The sequence below is a fragment of the Marinobacter sp. AC-23 genome, from assembly GCF_001858325.1.
GTDB lineage: Bacteria > Pseudomonadota > Gammaproteobacteria > Pseudomonadales > Oleiphilaceae > Marinobacter.
This window is the reverse complement of record NZ_MBPP01000001.1, coordinates 145,288-166,667: the sequence shown is the minus strand read 5'-3', so window position 1 is coordinate 166,667 and position 21,380 is coordinate 145,288. Positions and strand designations below refer to the sequence as shown.

At 52.6% G+C, this 21,380-nt stretch carries 21 protein-coding genes, 1 tRNA gene and 2 pseudogenes; 13 read left to right on the top strand and 11 right to left on the bottom strand.

The genetic code is table 11. The annotated features are described in order from the left end of the window. Positions 1–8 precede the first annotated feature (8 nt). Both BCA33_RS00740 and BCA33_RS00735 read left to right on the top strand, forming a co-directional pair. Positions 9–770, top strand: coding sequence for an ABC transporter permease (locus BCA33_RS00740; protein WP_071262908.1), 762 nt, complete (start codon positions 9–11; stop codon positions 768–770). After that, positions 770–1,264 (top strand): DUF192 domain-containing protein, encoded by a 495-nt coding sequence (locus BCA33_RS00735; RefSeq protein ID WP_071262907.1) that lies wholly within the window; start codon positions 770–772, stop codon positions 1,262–1,264. Before BCA33_RS00740 ends, BCA33_RS00735 begins: the two co-directional genes overlap by 1 nt. Here BCA33_RS00735 and BCA33_RS00730 read toward each other — a convergent pair. Continuing rightward, on the bottom strand, positions 1,261–2,043 hold the full coding sequence (locus BCA33_RS00730) for an enoyl-CoA hydratase (protein WP_071262906.1): 783 nt from the start codon (positions 2,041–2,043) through the stop codon (positions 1,261–1,263). The two genes, BCA33_RS00735 and BCA33_RS00730, sit on opposite strands and share 4 nt — an antisense overlap. Positions 2,044–2,218: 175 nt before the next feature. Between BCA33_RS00730 and BCA33_RS22485 the strand changes: the two genes are divergently transcribed. The 4 genes and pseudogenes from BCA33_RS22485 to BCA33_RS20595 all read left to right on the top strand — a co-directional run bounded on the left by BCA33_RS22485 (position 2,219) and on the right by BCA33_RS20595 (position 4,074). Then, positions 2,219–2,341 (top strand): hypothetical protein, encoded by a 123-nt coding sequence (locus BCA33_RS22485; protein ID WP_302848206.1) that lies wholly within the window; start codon positions 2,219–2,221, stop codon positions 2,339–2,341. 18 nt (positions 2,342–2,359) lie between these two features. After that, the gene (locus BCA33_RS00725) at positions 2,360–2,863 is read left to right on the top strand and encodes a hypothetical protein (RefSeq protein ID WP_071262904.1); all 504 of its coding nucleotides are present in this window, start codon (positions 2,360–2,362) and stop codon (positions 2,861–2,863) included. Between the two features lie 12 nt (positions 2,864–2,875). Beyond that, positions 2,876–3,229: pseudogene (locus BCA33_RS22625) on the top strand (magnesium transporter); the annotation flags it as partial. A gap of 86 nt (positions 3,230–3,315) precedes the next feature. Beyond that, complete coding sequence (locus BCA33_RS20595; RefSeq protein ID WP_254774061.1) at positions 3,316–4,074, top strand: magnesium transporter; 759 nt, start codon at positions 3,316–3,318, stop codon at positions 4,072–4,074. A 43-nt stretch (positions 4,075–4,117) separates the two neighbouring features. Here the strand turns inward: BCA33_RS20595 and BCA33_RS00715 are convergent, their stop codons facing one another. From BCA33_RS00715 to BCA33_RS00705, 3 genes are all read right to left on the bottom strand, one after another. Next, positions 4,118–4,702 (bottom strand): hypothetical protein, encoded by a 585-nt coding sequence (locus tag BCA33_RS00715; protein WP_071262902.1) that lies wholly within the window; start codon positions 4,700–4,702, stop codon positions 4,118–4,120. 403 nt (positions 4,703–5,105) lie between these two features. Beyond that, positions 5,106–5,192, bottom strand: a tRNA-Leu gene (locus BCA33_RS00710). Positions 5,193–5,355: 163 nt separating this feature from the next. Next, positions 5,356–5,979 (bottom strand): class I SAM-dependent methyltransferase, encoded by a 624-nt coding sequence (locus tag BCA33_RS00705; RefSeq protein WP_071262900.1) that lies wholly within the window; start codon positions 5,977–5,979, stop codon positions 5,356–5,358. A gap of 183 nt (positions 5,980–6,162) precedes the next feature. On the opposite strand from BCA33_RS00705, the gene BCA33_RS00700 reads away from it, so the two are divergent. The 4 genes and pseudogenes from BCA33_RS00700 to BCA33_RS00685 all read left to right on the top strand — a co-directional run bounded on the left by BCA33_RS00700 (position 6,163) and on the right by BCA33_RS00685 (position 11,763). Beyond that, positions 6,163–7,593 carry a cytochrome ubiquinol oxidase subunit I gene (locus BCA33_RS00700; RefSeq protein ID WP_071262899.1) on the top strand — a complete coding sequence of 477 codons (1,431 nt, stop codon included), beginning with the start codon at positions 6,163–6,165 and terminating at the stop codon, positions 7,591–7,593. Positions 7,594–7,595: 2 nt separating this feature from the next. Next, a complete protein-coding gene (gene cydB, locus BCA33_RS00695) occupies positions 7,596–8,597 on the top strand; it encodes a cytochrome d ubiquinol oxidase subunit II (protein ID WP_071262897.1) in 1,002 nt (333 codons plus the stop codon). Further along, positions 8,598–10,310, top strand: a pseudogene (gene cydD / locus BCA33_RS00690) (thiol reductant ABC exporter subunit CydD). After that, a complete protein-coding gene (locus tag BCA33_RS00685; protein WP_254774060.1) occupies positions 10,303–11,763 on the top strand; it encodes an amino acid ABC transporter ATP-binding/permease protein in 1,461 nt (486 codons plus the stop codon). The pseudogene cydD and the gene BCA33_RS00685 overlap by 8 nt, the downstream one beginning before the upstream one ends. Positions 11,764–11,927: 164 nt before the next feature. On the opposite strand, the gene BCA33_RS00680 is transcribed toward BCA33_RS00685, so the two are convergent. After that, positions 11,928–13,169 (bottom strand): trans-acting enoyl reductase family protein, encoded by a 1,242-nt coding sequence (locus tag BCA33_RS00680; protein WP_071262895.1) that lies wholly within the window; start codon positions 13,167–13,169, stop codon positions 11,928–11,930. 197 nt (positions 13,170–13,366) lie between these two features. On the opposite strand from BCA33_RS00680, the gene BCA33_RS00675 reads away from it, so the two are divergent. Then, positions 13,367–13,708: a hypothetical protein gene (locus tag BCA33_RS00675; protein WP_071262894.1), complete on the top strand. Its 342-nt coding sequence runs from the start codon at positions 13,367–13,369 to the stop codon at positions 13,706–13,708. 12 nt (positions 13,709–13,720) lie between these two features. Further along, complete coding sequence (locus BCA33_RS00670; protein ID WP_254774059.1) at positions 13,721–14,197, top strand: hypothetical protein; 477 nt, start codon at positions 13,721–13,723, stop codon at positions 14,195–14,197. A gap of 16 nt (positions 14,198–14,213) precedes the next feature. Here the strand turns inward: BCA33_RS00670 and BCA33_RS00665 are convergent, their stop codons facing one another. The 3 genes from BCA33_RS00665 to BCA33_RS00655 form a co-directional block, all read right to left on the bottom strand. After that, complete coding sequence (locus BCA33_RS00665) at positions 14,214–15,056, bottom strand: putative RNA methyltransferase (protein ID WP_071262893.1); 843 nt, start codon at positions 15,054–15,056, stop codon at positions 14,214–14,216. Between the two features lie 108 nt (positions 15,057–15,164). Then, positions 15,165–16,106 (bottom strand): electron transfer flavoprotein subunit alpha/FixB family protein, encoded by a 942-nt coding sequence (locus BCA33_RS00660; protein WP_071262891.1) that lies wholly within the window; start codon positions 16,104–16,106, stop codon positions 15,165–15,167. Beyond that, entirely contained in the window at positions 16,107–16,856 is a 750-nt protein-coding gene (locus BCA33_RS00655) for an electron transfer flavoprotein subunit beta/FixA family protein (protein ID WP_071262889.1), read from the bottom strand. It abuts the gene before it with no gap. A 532-nt stretch (positions 16,857–17,388) separates the two neighbouring features. Here BCA33_RS00655 and BCA33_RS00650 point away from each other — a divergent pair. After that, positions 17,389–19,041 (top strand): electron transfer flavoprotein-ubiquinone oxidoreductase, encoded by a 1,653-nt coding sequence (locus BCA33_RS00650; protein ID WP_071263235.1) that lies wholly within the window; start codon positions 17,389–17,391, stop codon positions 19,039–19,041. 152 nt (positions 19,042–19,193) lie between these two features. On the opposite strand, the gene BCA33_RS00645 is transcribed toward BCA33_RS00650, so the two are convergent. The 3 genes from BCA33_RS00645 to BCA33_RS00635 form a co-directional block, all read right to left on the bottom strand. Further along, positions 19,194–19,655, bottom strand: a complete 462-nt coding sequence (locus BCA33_RS00645; RefSeq protein WP_071262887.1) for a peptidylprolyl isomerase — start codon at positions 19,653–19,655, stop codon at positions 19,194–19,196. Between the two features lie 208 nt (positions 19,656–19,863). Continuing rightward, complete coding sequence (locus BCA33_RS00640; protein WP_071262885.1) at positions 19,864–20,421, bottom strand: DUF1285 domain-containing protein; 558 nt, start codon at positions 20,419–20,421, stop codon at positions 19,864–19,866. 24 nt (positions 20,422–20,445) lie between these two features. After that, a complete protein-coding gene (locus tag BCA33_RS00635; RefSeq protein WP_071262884.1) occupies positions 20,446–21,342 on the bottom strand; it encodes a radical SAM protein in 897 nt (298 codons plus the stop codon). Positions 21,343–21,380 lie beyond the last annotated feature (38 nt).

The window sequence follows — 21,380 nt, the reverse complement described above, 5'->3', positions numbered from 1 at the left end:
AGAAAGGCATGAATTTTTACGGTGTTAAAGCCATCTACAATTTTGAAATGTCGCGCATGAGACGCACCTTGATGCAAAGCGTGCTCTCGCCGGTCATCTCTACTTGTCTGTACTTTGTGGTTTTCGGCTCGGCCATTGGTTCGCGCATGGGCAATATCGACAGCATTGAATACGCCGCATATATTATTCCCGGGCTGGTCATGCTCTCCCTGCTGATGCAAAGTATTTCCAACGCCTCGTTTGGTATCTACATGCCGAAGTTCTCGGGCACGATTTACGAAGTGCTGTCTGCGCCAGTGTCTTACGTTGAAGTGGTACTGGGTTATGTGGGCGCCGCAGCTACCAAGTCCGTAATACTGGGGTTGATCATACTGGCCACGGCTCGGCTGTTCGTGGATTACAGCGTATTGCACCCCTTCTGGATGCTTTCGTTCCTCATACTGACCGCCGTAACCTTCAGCCTGTTTGGTTTCATCATCGGCATATGGGCCGACGGCTTCGAAAAACTGCAGATTGTTCCCATGATGATAGTAACCCCGTTGACCTTTCTCGGTGGTACCTTCTATTCCATCGATATGCTTCCGGAAATCTGGCAAACCGTCAGCCTGTTCAACCCAGTGGTGTACCTGATCAGTGGGTTTAGGTGGGCGTTTTACGGTGTATCTGATGTCCACATAGGGATCAGCGTAGGTATGACTCTGCTTTTCCTAACGGCTTGCATGGCCGGCATTTGGTGGATTTTCAAAACCGGTTACCGGTTGCGCTCCTGATGCAGATTCGCTGCGCTGTGCTCTGTGCTGCAACCGTGTTGGCAGGTTGTTCCGGCTCTGGTGCCGCAGAGCCTTCGGCCAACCTGCCGGTTGCTGCCGGCTGCTTTGTAACGGGCTCAAGCACCGTGAACATAAGCCTGGAGCTTGCCCAGGCACCCCAGGAGCGCCGAAAAGGCTTAATGGGTAGAGAATCCCTGGCAGCCAGCTCGGGCATGCTGTTTCAGTACCAAGAACAGCAGGGCCCGGATCACGGTTTTTGGATGTACCAGACCCTCATCCCCCTGGATATCGCCTACCTGGATGAGAACGGCGTAATCGGCAACATTCGGCACATGGAACCTTGCGATTCATCCAACGGCGCAAGGTGCCCCAGCTACCCTGCTGAAGTTGAGTTTGTGTCCGCCGTTGAGATGAACATCGGATTTTTCGAAGCCAACGGAATTGGCACCGGGGACCGGCTCAAGCTTGGAAAACAGAATTGCAAAACCCGTTAACGATCCGTCCATTCAGGCTTGCGCTTATCCAGAAACGCACAAATACCTTCCCGTGCATCGTCTGCCAACAGATTTTCTGCCATAACCTTCGCTGTATAGTCATAGGCATCAGCCAGTGGCATTTCCAGCTGCTTGTAAAAGGCCCCCTTACCTATCTTTAGAGTGTGCCCGGACTTTTGCGCAATGGTGCGGGCCATGGCGTATACCGTTTCATCCAGAGCCGACTCATCCACAATCCGGTTTACCAGCCCCAACTGCTCCGCACGAACGGCGCTGATCAATTCACCGGTAAGCAGCATTTCCATGGCGTGCTTACGGGAAACGTTGCGAGAAAGCGCCACCATGGGTGTTGAACAGAATAATCCTATGTTCACACCCGGCGTGGCAAAGCGCGCCGAGTCTGCGGCCACAGCCAAATCACAGCTTGCCACCAACTGACACCCTGCCGCAGTTGCAACACCGGCCACCCGAGCAATCACCGGCTTTGGCAAATTCACAACCTGCTGCATCACCTCACTGCAACGCTTAAACAGCGCCAACTGAAACTCATGGCTATCCAGCTGGTCGCGAATTTCCTTGAGATCGTGCCCGGCACAGAAAACCTTTCCTGCGGCTGCAATAACGACTACCCGCGTAGCTTCATCGTTCGCAATCTCCGCAAGAGCTTCGGCTAGAGCATTAAGCATGTCCATGGAAAGGCTGTTGCGCTTATCAGGCTGGTTCAATGTGAGCGTGGTGATGCCGTTGTCATCGGTATGTTGTATCAGCAGATCGGTCATTTCTCACTACCTCGTTTGATCAAAAAACTGGGCTATCAGGAAACAATAAGTATCGATCAGGATCTCCCTGCTGTCGAAGCGACTTTTGTAGAACGCCCAGAGGTGGCTTGTTATAGCGGGGTTTTGCCCATAGGCTCTGTATAACACCCAATAAATCCAGAAACAGGAGGTTGCCATGTTTAAGTCCAACCTACTCAAAGCGATTGTTGCGATAGCCATAATTGCGGGCGGAATCTACGTGATTGTTCTTGATGAGCCGGCCGTGCCTACCGGTGACATCAATAGCATTCGGCCTTAACCGGAGCAGTAATAAACGATGACTCTTTCCCGAACTCTGATCACTGCAATGGCAGCGACCGCTCTGCTCACTGGCTGCGACTTATTTAAAAGCCGAACGACTGAAATCGAGAAAGAGGCAGAACCCATACCTTGGTGGGAACCCTTGGAGCCAGACGTGATTATCGACGGTGACGAGTTCTACGCAGGAACTTGCTCCATCACCCAGGTAACCCGAAGTGGCAACGAAAAAACCGCGAAAGTAATATTTAAAGTTCCGTCTCGGCTTTTCACCCGTTGCACCAACAGTGGGCGTGGCGAGAAGCCGCTAGACTATGACGGAGAGTATATTATTCTGAGAGTATGCGAATTCGCCATTGGTGCAGGTGGCTGCGGCGGCGAAAGCTATAGAAGTGCAGATTTTGAAAACTGGGAAGAACACATCGGTGTTACCTGGATCAATAGCGAAGAATATGAAGCCTGGCGGAAGGTTGGCTCCAAATCTTCAAAGGCCGATTCGGTAAAAAAGGTCATCAGGGACTAATTCCTGGCATCAATGCGGATACCGGAGTGCGAGATGACACAGAGCATGGAACTGATCGAGCGGATTGAGCATATCCGCAAACTGACCCCGCTGGATGCTGCCGAAGAGCTGGCTCGGCTGCCAGCAGACGATATCCAGTTTATTCTTTCGCGATTGCCTGCGGAACAGGCGCTGACCATCGCGTCGCTCCTGGCCGAAGCAGCTGCGCCGGACGACGCGGCTACTCGCGCGGTGCTCTCCGGCATGGAAGAAACCATCGGTGAACTGATGACCCCGGTAACGGCAACCTTACCGGAAAGCTACACAGTCGCTGAGGCGCTGACCTTCATGGTGAAGAGCGCCGACGTTTCCGAAATCAGTTACATATTTATAACCCGAAACGACGGCCTGGTAGGCGTGGTGGGCATGCGCGATCTTATTCTGGCTAAGCCTCTGATGCGCTGTCTGACATTATGGTGCGCGAGCCCTTCGCCTTCCAGCAGGACACACCGGTTAAAGACGCAGTCAGCGAGGTGCTTTACCGACATTACCGCATGTACCCAGTGGTGGACGAAGAGCAGCACGTTGTGGGTGAAGTGCGTGGCTGGAAACTGTACGAACGCATTGCCACAGAGCTCAGTGCCCAGGCAGGTTCCCAATACGGTGTGGCGAAGGAAGAACAGATCAACACCCCCGTACTGGCAGCTTTTCGCATGCGCCACCCCTGGCTGCAGGTAAACCTGATCACCGCATTCGCCGCCGCCTTTGTGGTGGGCATGTTCGAAAGCACCATCGCACAGATTGTTACTTTGGCCGCCTTCCTGCCTGTCCTGGCTGGGCAAAGTGGCAATACCGGCTGTCAGGCCCTGGCGATCACCTTGCGCGGTATCACCCTGGGGCAAATCAACGACTACCCGATCAAACAGTTGCTTCGTAAGGAAATCTTGCTGGGCGCACTTAATGGTGCCGCTGTCGGTGTAATTGCAGGCATTGCCATGTTTGCTTATGCGCTGGCCACCGATTCTGCCAACCCCGCCATGCTCGGCCTTGTCATCTTCATAGCCATGATTGGTGCCTGCATCGGCAGCGGCATCTTCGGGGTGGCCGTGCCTCTGGTGCTCAAACGCTTCGGTGCCGACCCAGCCACTGCCAGCAGCATCTTCCTGACGACATTTACTGACATCATAGGGATGGGTCTGATGCTGTTTCTGGCGACTGCGTTAGTGCTATAGGCTGCTACGGTTGGCTCCACATCTTCAAAGGCTGTGATTAGCTTTACTTCACACCTTTGAAAAACATCGCCACTGTTCCGTTGCGGCTATAAAAAATGACTTCGTTGCCAGAGGAGTCATATGTGCCAAGACCAGTATATTCACCATTTCGGTCGTCTGCTGTAGCCTCCTCATTGGGAGCTGCGGGACAGTTTGACGCGTCGTAGGTCAACTCAAAAACATTTACAGTTTTATCAGGTATGACAACTTGTCCGAGGAAAGCACAGCCGAGTTGATCTTCTCCTATAACGGCACCATCAGTGTTTATGGTGAATGTATTTGTATTATCTGTATCGAACATAGTAAATGTTCCAGACAGGTCCTCTAAGCTGACACCTAAGTCGCTAATTTTGGGATTTCGTTGAAGCACGCTGTTTGAGGTAACCTCAGAACTCTTTGCGCGCAGATCCGCACTCGCTGCAGATCTAACCTCTCCCGACAGGGTTGCACTGGTTAGGCTCCAGGTAGAGTTCAATATATATTCCACAATCTGCCCTGAGATATTTCCAGCGTCAGAAAAACCTAAAGTACCAAAAGAATAAGAATTACGATCCAAATTCACAACGAAGTTACCCGTTGGGCTAAGCAAACTAATGCCCTCCTTGGTAGATCCGTCTGAAAACAACCTGCCTATATCGAATACACCTGATTTTAAGGCAGTCGCTTGGGCCTGAGAACTACTGCTTGAGCTACCGCCACTGCAACCGCTGAGTACAAATGCCAAACATACAACTAGAGTTCCGGTACTCGCTTGCCGTAATCCCTACAACATCTGGATACCTCTCAACAACAATCCATTATTCCCAACATAGATCCTAGCTCTGTAACCATTTTGAGCAAGAAATCAGTTGAGGTTTTTGAGTGTTTGAAGCGTTTGGTGCAAAGAAGCTAACGAGAACCGTACGTAAAAGCGGGGAACAGGAAATAGCTGCATGTCGTCTAAGTCAGCAAATTCGCGGCGACCTAACAGTATGCGTAACTTTTGAAATGATTGGTGCTCCGGGCCGGAATCGAACCGGCACGACCCAGGGGTCGAGAGATTTTAAGTCTCTTGTGTCTACCTATTCCACCACCGGAGCATTCGGGGAGGTTTTGAGGGCCGGAATTGTATAAGGCCATGGGCGATAACGCAATTCAAAACGCCATCAGTTGGCCGCACTGATGGAATTATGGGTTCGTTTTTCGGCAATTCCCTGGTGTTCGCGGGCCTTTCGCCAGCGCAGTTGTTGCCCGTTGAGCAGCTTAGCCAAGCTTTCTTGCCACTCCTTTATAAATATAACCGGCAATTTTCGGGGCCTTCGGAATATAGAGGTTTTCCAATTCTTCCACGTCAAATCCGGCGTGGCGGATAAGGTCTGCGATATTGCGGTTCAGGTTGCAGCCACCTGCAAGTTTTTTCCACCCGGGGTTCACGCGGTTCTGCCATTTTTGGGTGTTTTCATCGGGTGATTCACCGTGTTCCAGGAATAGGAGCTCTCCGCCGGGCTTCAGTACGCGCTTCATCTGCAGCAGCGCAGCGCTCCAGTCGGGAATGGTGCACAGGGTGAAGGTCAGCAGAGCCGTGTCCACGCTGTTGTCTTCCAAAGGGATCTTCTCTCCGGGCAGGCTCAGCCATTCCACTTCAACCGGCGAGCGTTTCAGATTGCGTTGTGCCTTGCAGCGCATACCTTCGGAGGGTTCCAGCCCGTAGACCATCTCAACAGTGTCTGGGTTGTAAAATTCCAAGTTAATGCCCGAGCCCATTCCTACTTCCAGCACCCGCCCTTTGGCGCGTGGTACAAGCTGGCTGCGCAACTTCATAACCTGGCCCAGGGAGCAGGCACGATCGATGATATGTGGCAGGATTTTCTCTTCATAAAAACTCATGTATTTCACCAATAATTGTTTTTAATCAACGGATCGGACACTTTACTCAATTGGATTTGCTAACATGGCCAGTAGCATTACCTCATCTGCCGGTAATAACAATATAACAATTCAAGCTAGGGCAGCGGCTGAACGGGTTTTTGGGCTCGTTTATTGTGACGTTAACATTACCGGAGTGTTCCTATGGAACTTGATCCTCTCATCCTATCGCGGATTCAGTTCGCGTTTGTTGTGTCATTCCACGCCATTTTCCCGGTGTTCACCATTGGCCTAGCTTCCTATATTGCCGTGCTTGAGGGGCTTGGGTTTAAAACCAAAAACCCGGTGTGGATGAAGCTGTCTTCGTTTTGGACCAAGGTATTTGCGGTGGTCTTCGGAATGGGCGTGGTATCTGGCATCGTGATGTCGTTTCAGTTTGGAACCAACTGGAGCAACTTTGCCCAGGCCTCGGCCAACTTCCTCGGCCCCATGCTGAGCTATGAAGTTATTACGGCCTTCTTCTTGGAGGCGGCTTTCCTGGGAGTGCTGTTGTTCGGGCGGGACCGTGTGCCGGCGGGCGTTCACTTGTTTGCTGCAATTATGGTCGCAACCGGCACCCTCATTTCCACCTTCTGGATTCTCTCCGCGAACAGCTGGATGCATACACCTGCTGGCACAGAACTGCGTGATGGCGTGTTTTTTGTGACCTCCTGGAGCGAGGCGATCTTCAATCCGTCATTCCAGTATCGTTTTGCCCATATGGTCATTGCGTCGTTCCTTACGGGCGGTTTCGTAGTGGCTGGCGTAAGTGCGTGGTATCTCCTTAAAGGGCGGGAAGTAGAGGCCAATCGAAAGGCGCTTTCAATGAGCCTGTGGCTGTTGCTGTTTCTTGCGCCCGCACAAGCCGTTGTTGGCGATTTTCACGGGCTTAATACGCTTGAGCACCAGCCCATGAAAGTAGCTGCGATGGAGGGCCACTGGGAAACCTCTAAAAACGTACCTTTGCTGCTCTTTGCGATTCCGGATAAGGCAAACCAGACCAACCATTTTGAAATTGGTATACCGAGCCTGGCCAGCCTTATTCTGACTCATGAATGGGACGGTGAAATACTTGGTTTGAACGAAGTCGCACCCGAAGAACAACCGCCGGTTGCCATCGTGTTCTGGTCTTTCCGGGTTATGGTCGGCTTGGGGCTGATGATGATTCTGTTTGCGTTTGTAGGGCTGGCTCTGCGGGTTGGTGATCGGTTTTGGCGCACTCGGTGGTTCCTTCAAGGCATGCGCTTTATGAGTATTACGCCCTTTATTGCGGTACTCAGCGGCTGGTTTGTAACTGAGATCGGCCGTGGGCCCTGGTTGGTGTACGGCATGATGACCCAGGCGCAAGGTGTAACACCTTCACTAACCGGTGGCATGGCCTTGTTCACGTTAATTGGCTACATAATCGTTTACTCCATGGTGTTCTCGGCGGGGGTCTATTACCTGATGCGCGTGCTTTATGTAGGGCTTGAGGATGATTATGACGAGGAACCGGATCAGGCCGAGCGACCAAAACGGCCGCTTTCAGCAAGCCACGTTCCTTTTGAATTGCATGAAGACTCCAAGTTCCAGCCAGTCAACCATGGAGATCACTGATTATGGAAACGTTTGACCTTACATTGATCTGGGCTTTTATCATCGGCTTTGGCGTCATCATGTATGTGTTGATGGACGGTTTCGATCTGGGCGTGGGCATTCTGTTCCCTTTCGCTCCATCGGAAGAGGATCGCGACACAATGATGAACTCCGTTGCGCCAGTATGGGACGGCAACGAGACTTGGCTGGTCCTCGGCGGTGCCGGACTTCTAGCTGCTTTTCCTTTGGTTTACAGCATCTTGTTGCCGGCGTTGTACATTGGGGTTTTCCTGATGCTATCGGGGCTTATTTTTCGCGGCATTGCGTTCGAGTTTCGCTTTAAGGCGCGCACGTCGCGTTATCTGTGGAACTGGGCCTTTGCCGGAGGCTCCACCGTGGCAGCGTTTGCGCAAGGCATTGTGGTGGGCACTTACATTCAAGGATACGATACGGCTAACGGCGTATTTGTAGGGGGTGCTCTGGACTGGCTCACACCCTTTACCGTGTTAACTGGCTTCGGGTTGCTTGCGGGCTACGCACTACTTGGCTCCACCTGGCTGATCATGAAAACCGAGGGCCGGCTACAGGAGTGGGCGTATAAGCTTACGCTGCCCTTGCTTGCAGCGGTGCTGATTGTGTTTGGTATTATCAGCGTATGGACACCGTTCATTGACGATATGGTTCGCGATCGCTGGTTCAGCAATCTGAGCATTATCTGGGTGTTGCCTGCGTTAACCCTGTTGTGCGCGTTCCAGATTTTCCGCTCTGTGCGCAATCGTTTTGAAGGCATGCCTTTCGTGGCCACTATGGGGCTGTTTATAACGGCCTATCTTGGTTTGATTGTAAGCCGTTGGCCCTACCTGATACCGCCCGACTACACCCTGTGGGACGCCGCGTCGGCTTACAACTCGCAGCTCTTCCTGCTGCTGGGCTTGTTGGTAGTGATTCCTTTTGTGCTGGTGTACACCGCCTGGACCTACTGGGTATTCCGGGGCAAGGTACGCGCCGGCGAGAGTTACCACTAAGTGACGCCTCCCGCACCTGATCAGCGTGCAGTCAGGCGCTGGCTTTCAGGCTTACCAGCGGCAACCGGCGCTGGATTCAAGGTACGGTTGCAGCTGGCACCCTGGCCGGCGTCGCGACCATCATACAGATGGTTTTTCTGGCGCGAATTGTTCACCTTGGTGTTATAGAAAAGGCGCCGGCCTCCGTGCTGGCGCCTTTATTTATCGGGCTTGTTCTGGCCATTGTCTTCAGGGCCTGTGCGCACGGCGCTCAGACACACCTGGCGGCACGGTGCAGTGAGCAGGTGCGGCGCACCGCCCGGCGGCAGATTCATCAGCATTGGCGCAATGTCGGGCCTCTGGCTCTGGGGCAAACGTCTGCTGGCAGCCTTGCACGGGAGTGGATTGATCACGTTGATGCCTTGCACGGATACTTCGCCCGCTTCCTGCCACAGATGGCGCTTTCTCTTTTAATTCCTCTTCTGATTCTGGTGCTGGTGTTTTATCTCGACTGGTTTGCCGGGATATTTCTGCTTCTTTCAGCCCCTTTAATCCCGTTTTTTATGGCACTTGTGGGTATGGGTGCCGAGAAGCTTAACCAACAGCACTTCGAAACCATCAGCCGGCTGTCTGGTCAGTTTCTGGATAAAGTGCGAGGTTTGACCACTCTGCAACTGTTCGGGCAAGCCGAGGGCGCTGCAGAGGTGATTCAACAGCGCTCAGATCACTACCGCAGAATTACCCTGAAAACCCTGCGCGTTGCGTTTTTATCATCGGCGGTTCTGGAGTTTTTCGCGTCTGTTGCGATTGCGGTCATTGCGATCTACATAGGTTTTGGTCTTCTGGGCTACATAACCTATGGGCCATCCTCAGATTTGACGCTTTTCTCCGGACTTTTGATTCTCCTGCTTGCGCCAGAATTCTTTCAGCCGTTACGCACGCTCTCCCAGCACTACCACGACCGCGCCGCCGCCCTTGGCGCTGGTGCAGAGATTCTGGCCCGGCTGGGTAATGAGGAGTCGACAGGCCCAGCCAACAATACTCAGGCAGAGAACCTTGGTGCACAGCCTTTAACCGGTGAACCTGTTGCAGGCAACGAGACAATTGAACTTAACTCCGTATCTCTGGCCTTCCGTTCAGGCCATCAGGCTCTGAACAATGTGTCTTTGGCCATAAGCAAAGGCGAGGTAATTGCCCTGACCGGGCCTTCAGGAGGTGGTAAATCCACCTTCTGAATCTTCTGGCAGGGTTTGTTGCACCAGACAGCGGCAACCTTAACCTGTTCAGCAGGCCCGCTGGCAACTTTGCTTTTGGTTGGCTTGGTCAGAGCGGCTTTCTTGTGCATGGCACCTGGGCGGACAACCTTCGGTTAACCAGCCCAGATGCTTCTGATGTGGCTATTGAAACTGCACTACGGAACGTTGGCCTTGGGCCGCTGCTCGACAGCCGGGAAGACGACATTTTCAGCAAAGTTTCAGAAGATGGCCTGGGCTTATCCGGCGGCCAAGCCAGGCGTCTGAGCCTGGCCAGGATTTTTGTGGCCGATTACGATGTGATTCTGTTGGATGAGCCACCGCTGGGCTCGACACTGACAGTGAGATCTTTGTTCTGGAAGCTCTCCACAAGCTGGCTCTGGCTGGCAAAACACTGATTTTTTCCACCCATCACCACGCGCTCCTGGCGCTGGCAAACCGAGTGCTGCTCGTTTCTGGTGGGGAGGTTAAAAATGTTTGAGCTCAAGCCCTGGCTGAAGCTGATCTGTGCACGCCCAGGAAGGCTTTTTATTGGCGCTATATTGATGCTGGCTGCCCTGCTCTCTGGGCTTGGGCTTCTGGCTCTCTCAGGTTGGTTTATTACAGAAACTGCGTTGGTGGGCATTCTGCTGGCGGCCAGTTTACCGGCCACAATAAACCTGTATGTGCCCGGCGGAGGCATCCGTTTTTTTGCGGTGTCCCGCACAGTTTCTCGCTATGTAGAACGGCTGTATAACCACGATACAGTGCTGCGCCTTTTAACGGATATTCGCGTAGCGCTATTTCGCAAGCTTTCTTTGGCCGGGCGAGGCCAGAGGCGCGAGTTAACGGGGGCTCAGTGGCTCTCAAGACTGACTAGCGATGTTGATGCGCTGGATACTCTGTACTTACGCCTTATTGCACCAGCGGCGCTGGCGGCTTTCGTTACGTTGCTCGTTTTTGGGCTGGCAGCGATGCTTTTTAACGTTCGAATTGCCGCCGGCATAGGCGTGATACTCGGCGCGGCTTTTGCGCTCTCGACTCTGGCAGTGTATGTGCGCACGATAAAGATTACCTCTCGCCAGAGTGATCAGCAGGAGTCCCTTCGAATGGCCGTAATTGAACACCTGGAGGGCTTCGCAGAACTTACGGCCGCGGGGCGCACCGGTAAACACGGCGCGTGGCTTTTGCGCCAAGCGCACCAGGCTGCAACGGAGCAGGTAAAAGCAGATTCCCGTATTGGGTGGCACCAGGCCGGCTCCCATTTACTGATTAACCTGTCTGCGGTGTTTGCGCTTTGGGCTGGCTTTGAGTTATTCCGCTCGGGAGTTATTTCCGGGCCGGTTCTGGTTTTGCTTCCTATCGCCCTACTCGGCCTCGCTGAAGTCTACAACATGCTGCCTGAAGCCTTCGGTAAGTTGGGTGCTACACAGGCCTCTGCCGCACGTTTGAACCGGGACTGCAGGGATGCGGATGCTGAAAGCACGCCCCAGATTATAAGCTTGCCGGACCAAACTGCTCTACTGGCAAAAGATTTGACCGTGAAGCACCCCGAACATGCACCACTTTTGACGCACTTTGATCTGCAGGTTAAAACGGGCGAGCGAGTGGGTATTATCGGGCGTTCGGGAAGCGGAAAATCGTCCCTTTCAGACGTTTTCGCGGGGATTCTGGTTCCTTCAAACGGTTCCTGCGCCAGGGTTTCGTGCGCCTACCTCACCCAAAACACTGTGTTGTTTGAAGATACGTTGCGGGCAAACCTGTTGCTGGGTGCTCCTGAGGCGAGCGATGCGGCGCTGTGGCGCATGCTTGAGATGGTTGATCTGGCAGAACGGTTCCGCACAGAGGGGGATCAGCTAGATACCTGGCTGGGCAGTTCGGGGAGCCGTCTTTCCGGCGGCGAGGCACGTCGTGTTGCCCTTGCGCGGGTGCTGTTGAGCCTGCGCCTTTACTGATATTAGATGAACCGTTTACCGGAGTAGACGCAGCCACACGAGAGAAGATAAATCGGCAAATTGATGCGTGGCTGGAAGGCAAAACGGTGCTTAGCTCAGCACACGGGCCGGAGGCCCTTCCGGGCACCGACCGTGTGATTCACCTTGTGAGTTAGCGCTTTACTTTAACGGGTTTCAACTACTTCAAAGGTCAGCCCGGCTTTGCTCGTCAGGCGATCCAGCAGGTTGCCGTCGAGTAGCGATGCCGGTGTCCAGAAGCCACCGGGCTGATCAGCAGGCACATCGAATGCGAGGCACATACCCGCTTCACCCAGCATTTTACTGGTAGAGCCGTAGCCCGGATCCGCGTCGCCAGTCACTTTGGTGATCATGGTTTTGCCGTCTTGGGTGCGCCCCACAAAACGCAGATCATAGAACCCCGCCTTTTGCGCTTCCGGTGCTGGACCGTCACCAGGCTGCGGTACAAATTTTTCTACCAGCCAGCGTGTAGGTTTGATAGCAGAGGCTGTGAAAAAACCGGCCAACGCAGCGGTAATACCGTAAGCGGTCAAGCGGCCCTTTGTACCACTGCCCGTCATCATGGCCTCGTCGTAAGTGAATTCTATTCCGTAACGGGCGTTTTGCATGGCGTTAGAGCGATGCACTACACGGGTATTGATTGTGCCCATAACAAACGGCGCCAGCCACACATTAAATGTCTTATCGAACTCTGCACCTTTGAGGCTAGGCTGGCGAACCTTCGAACGGTGCTCCGGCGGGCAGGTAGAGAAAGGGTTGGCCAGTTCTTTACGCAATTTCGGGTCGGCTGCCGCTTCTTTGGCTACGTTGATCATGGAGGCAACCGTACCGCCGGAAAGACCGCCTTTAGCAACTTTCACGCGCATACGCACGTCCTGACATGGCTCGCCAAAGGTCTTTTCTGCCTGTTGCTGCAGGAACCAAACGCCCATATCTGATGGGATGGAATCAAACCCGCAACAATGCACAATTCGTGCGCCTGAGGCTTTTGCCTGGTCTTCGTAGCGCTCAATCATCCGGCCAATCCACTGGACTTCACCGGTCAGGTCGCAATAGTCGGTACCTGTATCCACGCAGGCTTTTATCAGAGGCTCGCCATACAATGCATAAGGCCCGACCGTAGAGATAACGACGCGAGTTTGCTCACATAGTGCCTTCAAAGCCTGGTCGTCCGTGGCATCTGCCAGGATAACCGGCAGGTCGCCGGCACCATCGCCAAGGTCGGACTTAAGGGCGCTGAGTTTGGATTCAGACCGCCCCGCAATGGCCCACTTAACCTCACCGGAAACGCCGTATGAATCGAACAAATATTGCGTAAGTATCTGGCCAACGAAGCTGGTAGCACCGAAAACAATAAGGTCGTAGGTGGTTTCCGCTGATTTGGTCATTGCCTGTCCTTTTATGGGAATTACGCAGATTTTGCGGAATGTTTATTGAGTTTTGTGTTAAATCGATCTTAACAGCTTTGTGCCTGTGTTCTAACTTCACACTCTCCGTGTTGGCGACGTCGTCACGGCCAATCGCACGGCGCGGTGTATAGGGCACACTGCTGAATATTGATTAGACGAACTCCTGGAGACCTGAATTGGCCACTTTCCTCCTGATACTCAGTTTACTTCTTGCCGTGTTCAGCGGTGTTCTTTGTTGGCAAGTTATTGAGCAGCGCAAGATCGTAGCCCGCATGATAACCGAGACTCATCAGAGCGATCCGTTATCCAATCTGGAAAAAGAGCCCGATTTGATCCTTACATTGAAGGTACTCAACCCGATTACCGTAGCGAAGCGCGAATCCCGTTCAGCGCGAGTGCTGGCGGACAAGCTCCCTGTAATGGTGCGCAAAATGGTTTACCAGGAGGTAATGAAAGAGCTTGAAGAAGAGATGGTTGAGCGTGGTATTGAGGTGGAAATGAATATTGAGTATCGCTAGGAGAATCCCACAGTGACTATTCAGCTAGCTCCCGTATTGCTCTTGTTGGTTGTTGCATCCAGTAGCCTCTGCTATGGGTTTTGGCAGCTTCAGCGCTCCAGAACGCTTATGCGAACGCTCAATTCCTATCGTATCGCGACGAACAGTGCGGTTCAAAAACGGCGTATGGATATTTACGAGGTTCGCAACCGGGCGAAGCTGCTGGAAGACACGGTATCCGGCAGTGCCAGTGCTGTCGAAAAGATGCACAGAGTCATTTCCAATACTACCTTCGGCCTTGTTGACCGATTTTCAAAAGATGATGAATTCCGGCAAAGTGCCCATAAAGCCCGAAAAACCCACGATCAGGCTAGTAAGCAGGTTTACCATGCGGTGCGCACCACCAATAAGGCCATTCACATTCTCGCCGACTCCCTCTTTATCACGAAGGCAGAAAAGCGGGTCATATTGAAAAAAGATACCCGTGAAGAGCCGCCGGAAAAAGACTAACAAGCAGTAACGCCGGTCAGATTTTCCGGATTCGCGTGATGGTGGCCTCTACGGTAACGGTGAGCGATTCAAGCTCTGCCGCACGGGCGAGGCCTTCGACCCCTGCCCGATATAAGTGCGGTGTCATCGCCAGCAAGTCGGCAATAGAGCTTTTGTCTGGAAGCGTCAGGCTATAGCGAATAGCAGATGTTCCCACTGTTGTGAAACCATCAGGCGCTGCGCTGGGCAATTGCCGAGGCGCTTTCAGTTCCGGATAAATGATTTCTCGTAGTTGTACAAGGTGATCTGGCCCGGCATCTATCTGAACGATTTCACCGCCCGGCCGGAGCACCCGGGCAAACTCTGGGTATACCGGAAAGCCAAACAGGCAGAATATAAGATCCAGTGTTTCCGGCAATACCGGTAGGTTGGCATTGCTCCCCACAATCCAAGCTGGTTTATTATCCTGTTTGGCGGCGGACAACACGGCCCACTTCGAGATATCCAGACCCATCAGAGAAAGGTGCGTAATTTCTGGCGTATTTTCGGCCAGATAACGCATGTAGTAGCCCTCCCCACACCCGGCATCCAGAGCCGCTATAGAAGCCGTACTGAAATTCTCATGGAACACCGCTGCAACGAGCGCTTCGGCAATGGGCTGGTAAAACCCTGCGCTCAGAAATCTCTGCCGTGCTGCCACCATCGCTTTATTATCACCCGGATCTTTGGAACGCTTGTTCTGCACCGGTAGCAAGTGAACATAACCTTGGCGGGCAATATCAAAACTGTGCCCGGCCTCGCACTGCCAACTTCTTCCATTTAGTTGGAGCGCAGTACCGTCGAGAGGGCAAGCAAGAGCTTCAAACGAACTGATGGTCATTGAGAGATACCCGAGGTGGCAGGCTAATTACGAATACCAGCTGACAGTTTATGGTTCTGCAACAAAAAAGACACCCGAGGGTGCCTTTTTTTGTTTCCTGACAGAAAGTTACAGAACTTTCTTCAGCTCTTCCTCAAGTTGCGGTACTGCTTCAAACAGATCCGCGACCAGGCCGTAATCGGCAACCTGGAAGATCGGCGCTTCTTCATCCTTGTTGATCGCAACGATCACTTTGGAATCAGACATACCAGCCAGGTGCTGAATGGCACCAGAAATACCAACCGCTACGTACAGCTGCGGGGCAACAATCTTACCGGTTTGGCCAACCTGCATGTCGTTCGGCACAAAGCCCGCGTCGACAGCTGCACGGGAAGCACCCATGCCAGCGCCCAGCAGATCAGCAACCTGCTCGAGCATCTTGAAGTTTTCGCCGTTCTGCATGCCACGGCCACCGGAGATAACAATGCCAGCACTGGCAAGATCAGGGCGGTCGGATTTGGCTTTCTCTTCACCAACAAACGAAGAGAGACCAGCGTCTTTTACAACGTCTAACTGCTCAACGGAAGCAGAGCCACCTTCAGCCGCTACCGGATCAAAACCTGTCGGACGTACGGTTATCACCTTGATGCTATCGCTGGCTTTAACCGTTGCGATCGCGTTACCGGCATAAATCGGACGAACGAAGGTGTCTTCGGATTCAACACGGATGATGTCAGATACCTGAGCAACGTCCAGCAGCGCAGCAACGCGCGGCATGAAGTCTTTACCCGTGGTGCCGGCAGAGGTCAGGATGTGGCTATAGCCCTTACCCACTTCTGCAACCAGCTCGCCCAGGTTCTCACCCAGGAAGTGGCCATAAGCTGCGTTGTCGGCAACCAGTACCTTTGCAACGCCTTCAGCCTTGGCTGCGGCTTCTGCAACAGCGCCACAGTTTTCGCCGGCAACCAGTACATCAATATCGCCACCGATGGCCTTGGCAGCCGCTACAACGCTCAGAGTAGCCTGCTTCAGGCTGCTGTTGTCGTGTTCAGCAATTACAAGGATGCTCATTTAGATCACCTTCGCTTCGTTCTTCAGTTTATCGACCAGCTCGGCAACGTCAGCCACTTTAACACCTGCCTGACGGGCAGCCGGTGCTTCAACTTTCAAAGTGGTCAGGCGCGACGCGATTTCAACACCAAGGTCAGCCGGGCTCATGGTATCGAGCTGCTTTTTCTTGGCTTTCATGATGTTCGGCAAAGACGCATAGCGCGGCTCGTTCAAACGCAGGTCTGTGGTTACAACCGCTGGCAGGCTCAAAGAAAGGGTCATAAGACCACCGTCTACCTCACGGGTAACATTCACTTTTTCGCCATCAACAACCACTTCGGAGGCGAAGGTGCCCTGACCCATACCGGTCAGTGCAGCCAGCATCTGGCCAGTTTGGTTGTTGTCAGAATCGATGGACTGCTTGCCAAGAATGACGAGTTTTGGCTCCTCTTTCTCAACAACGGCCTTTAGCAATTTGGCCGCATCAAGAGACTGAACGTCCTCATCTACTTCAATGTGGATACCACGGTCGGCACCCAGCGCCAGCGCAGTACGAATCTGCTCCTGACAGGCCTTGGGGCCAATGGAAACCACGACGATTTCGTTTGCAATACCCTTTTCCTTCAGACGAACCGCTTCTTCAACAGCGATTTCGCAGAATGGGTTCATTGCCATTTTGACGTTGGCGAGATCAACACCAGTGTTATCCGGCTTGACACGTACCTTTACGTTGTAGTCGATTACTCGTTTTACTGCGACCAGAACCTTCATAGATTCCTCGTTCTTCTACGATGGGTTAATGACTCTCAATCAAAAACACTCTTAAGACAGGCCCTGTATGGGCGGGTTACAGAGCGTTCTCGATTGCTTCGTCTCGGCGCAAGATACCCTGTTACGGGTATACAAGCCGAACGTTACAAACAGCGGCCTCACACTGGGGCCATCCGTCACGGCGGACTAATACTGACGGCAAAGATAAAATGGGTCAATAGTCCAGTGGGACGCCCCACACGTGTATCTTGGGCCAGTCAGCCGGTATTGCTTAAGCGGTTAGTAGCATTACGACGCCCAAAAACCGGCCCAGCGGGCTGTATTACAAAACAAATCTACAATGCCAAAGCCTTGACCAGATTTCAAACAAACGTTTGTTTGATTTGTTAAATGCGCTACCCTTTGTAGTGTACAAAACCAGAGTATTCGGTTGTGAGTAGTCGTCTGAGGAGAATTTTAACGGTATGATGGCGCTCCGGAAATAAAAGCCTGCGGGCATACAATATTCACTAAGATGTTTGAGGAGACCAACGTGGAACGCGAATCGATGGAATTTGATGTTCTTATCGTCGGCGGCGGCCCTGCTGGCCTGTCGGCAGCTTGCCGTGTTATGCAGTTGGCACAAGAAGCTGGCGAAGAACTGACCGTCTGTGTAGTAGAAAAAGGTTCTGAGATCGGCGCTCATATCCTGGCCGGCACTGTGTTTGAGCCTACCGCCCTCAATGAACTCTTCCCAGACTGGAAAGAGAAAGGCGCCCCCCTGAATACCCCGGTTACCCGTGATGATATTTTTCTGCTGAAAAGTCAGGAAAAGGGAACCAAGATTCCAAACGCGTTTGTTCCCAAAAACATGCACAACCACGGCAACTATATTATCAGTCTTGGTAACTTGTGCCGCTGGCTAGGTGAGCAGGCAGAGGCCTTGGGTGTTGAAGTCTACCCAGGCTTTGCTGCTGCCGAGACCATTGTAGAAGATGGCCAGGTTAAGGGCATTCTCACTGGCGACATGGGTGTCGCAGCCGATGGCTCAGAAAAAGACGGCTATATGCCAGGCATGGAACTGCGCGCCAAGTACACTCTGTTTACAGAGGGCTGTCGTGGTCACCTGGGCAAACGCCTGATCAACGACTTTAAGCTAGACGAAGGTAAGGATCCCCAGCATTACGGTATCGGCATCAAAGAACTGTGGGACATAGACCCGGCCAAGCATGAGCCAGGCCTGGTTGTACACACGACTGGCTGGCCTTTGACTGAAAGCGGCTCTACCGGTGGCTCTTTCCTTTACCACCTTGAAAACGGACAGGTTTATGTGGGCCTGATTGCTGATCTTTCCTACAGCAACCCACATTTAAGCCCGTTTGAAGAGTTTCAGCGCTTGAAGCTTCACCCGGAGTTCAAACAATATCTGGAAGGCGGTAAGCGTGTGTCCTACGGCGCCCGTGCGCTGGCAAAAGGCGGATATAACTCGTTGCCCAAAATGAGCTTCCCGGGCGGCCTGCTGCTGGGTTGTGATGCCGGCACGATGAACAGCTCCAAGATCAAAGGCTCCCATACCGCCATGAAGTCTGGCCTTTTAGGTGCTGAAGCAGTGTTTGAAGCCCTGAAAAATGGCCAATCCGGTGAGGAAATCACCAGCTTTGCGGATCGCTTCGAGAACAGCTGGCTGTACAAAGAGCTTTACGACGAGCGCAACTTCGGCCCAGCAATGCACAAGTTTGGCAACTTTATCGGTGGTGCAATCGCATTCTTTGAGCAGAACATTCTGCACAGAAGTCTGCCGTTTACCCTGCGCGATTTGACGCCAGATCACGCGACAATGAAGCCCGCATCTGAGTGCAAGAAGCTGAATTATCCCAAGCCGGATAACAAGCTGACCTTTGATCGCCTAACGTCGGTGTTCGTGTCTAACACCAACCATGCAGAAAACCAGCCGATTCACCTGAAACTGACCGATCCGAATATTCCGATCGAGGAAAACCTGCCCAAGTACGATGAGCCGGCTCAGCGCTACTGCCCTGCAGGGGTTTACGAAGTGGTTGAGAAGGACGATGGCAGCGGTAAAAGGTTCCAGATCAACGCTCAGAACTGCGTTCACTGCAAGACCTGCGACATCAAGGATCCTGCACAGAACATTACGTGGGTTACGCCAGAAGGCGGCGGTGGGCCAAACTACCCCAACATGTAACTTGGCCTAGTAACCCAAAGCATCAACGGAATTGGTGCTTTAAAAGCGGAGGTGCGGTAAAGACTGCGCCTCCGCTTTTTTATGGGCATTTTTCACAGACAAAAAAAGGCTCCCGTAGGAGCCTTTTTTTAGAAACAGTTTCTACGCTCTTCTTAGTGAGCGTGACCGTGTTCCTGTTCTTCTTCACTAGCTTCGCGAGCTTCGATAACTTCTACATCAAAGTGCAGAGTTTCGCCAGCCAGCGGGTGGTTCGCATCGATGGTAACGGTTTCTTCGCCAACTTCCACAACACGAACTACCTGGGGGCCGCCCGGAGTTTGTGCCTGGAACTGCATACCCGGCTCGATGGTGTCTACACCTTCAAAGGCGGTAAGAGGAACTGGCTGAACCAGCTCTTCGTTAATTTCGCCGTAGCCTTCTGCCGGCTCTACAGAAACCTTTACCTGGTCGCCTGCGCTCTTTTCGTTCAGTGCACTTTCCAGTCCACCGATGATGTTTTGTGCACCTTCCAGATAAGCCAGTGGCTCGCGACCTTCGCCACGGGAGGAGTCCAGCTCTTCTCCCTGGTTGTTGGTAAGCGTGTAGTGGATGGTGACAACGCGAGGTTGGGCCATGTGATCTCCTTGAGTGTCGCAATGACTGTATGTTTGATTAAAGGTAATCGTAGTAATCATGAACAGCCAGACTGAACAGAGGGACTATCGACCACCAGGCCTCGTTAGAGAGCCAGGCTCATAACAAGCATGAAAACACAGTTTAACAATGGATATAATGCGTTTTCCACTGCCATTTCTGGGGGCAGCCCAAAACTTTTCAACCACCCTACCCGATTTTGTAGAAATTTCCGTGGCTAAATACGCCCAATACAGCCTTTCCGTCGATCATCTGCTCAACAACGTGTTTTGCCAGATCGTAGTAGGCTGCCGTTGTAAGGCGGGCGTCAACGCCATGGCGCACCCTTATAATTGGCCTGGGTTGCCCTGAGTCTTCATAGCTACCCACTTCAAGCGGATGTTCATTACCCACCTCAAGAGTTTCGCCTACGTTGGTAGTCAACCTGACGACTTGTTTGTTACCGCTCCCCTCCACGTCAAGAGAATGAGCAAGTAACGGAGTGTCCTCCACCTGAATGCGCCATTTTTCGACCGGAGTCAGTAGATAGTACTCGCCATCGTCTTCGCGACGAAGAATGCTGGAAAACAGCCTTACAATAGCTTCCCGGCCCAGTGGTTTACCCTTATGAATCCACTCGCCATCTCGGCTTATACGGAGATCCATGTCTCCCGAGAGCTCTGGGTGCCATTGTTCAAGGGGTGGCTGGCTAAGGTTTTTCGCAGATTTTTCCACTTGCTCGACAAGATTTTCCGGGGTCTGGCTCATATTCCTGCTCCGTAAACCGATGATTTACAAACCACGCTGCCATTCAGCTCGCAATGGCACAGCGCCAGGGCTTGTGATGGCAAGGTTAACCTGATCCAACAGCTTTTGCTTATCGCGCCCCAAGTTGCCTTTAAGCACAAGGTAGTTCGAGGCGTGATCGCTTCTAAATACGGTTCGCTCAAGCTCAAGGTGCTCTAAAAATATCCGAATCTCTTCGAACAAGCCTTGCTGAGAAAGCGGCTCAAAATCGTCACCAAAGCCTTCGCGGAAACGTTCTTCGCCCTGAGGGAAACTCACCACCAGCGTAGACAGGTAATCCGGTTGAGTTTCGTTACATAGGGTGGCGGTATTAATGGCATGTTGGCGCGACAACGTTTCGCCGCCCAAACCATTAAGCACCATCACAGAACTGGTCAGGCCAGCTTCACGGATCTTCAGCAGCGCCGACCGTGTCGATTCCCAGGTTTCGCCTTTGTTGATGCGCCGGAGTACTTCATCGTCACCAGACTCCATGCCTATATAGAGAATCTTGAGCCCGGCTTCCTTCAGTTGCTTAAGTTCGTCTACGGTTTTCTTGGCAAGGTTTCTGGGGAGGCAATAACTGGAGACTCGCTGTAGTTCCGGGAACGCTGCGTTCAGTTCACCAAGAATTTCTAGCAACCGACGGGTTGGTAACACCATGGCGTCGCCATCGGCCAGAAACACCCGTTTTACGCCGCCCAAGCTGCGGGCGGCGTTGTCTATATCTTTGCGTACATCTTCCGGCTTGCGGGCTCGGAATTTCTTTTGGGGCTGAGTGTACATCTCACAAAATGTACATTTATTCCAAGAACATCCGTTAGTTACAGGGAGAATGAGAGATTTTTCTTCACTGGGAGGCCGAAACACTGGCTCCACATAATCAATAGGAAAACTGTACATAATCTGCACTCGGTCAATATAAAGAGCCCTGCTTACAA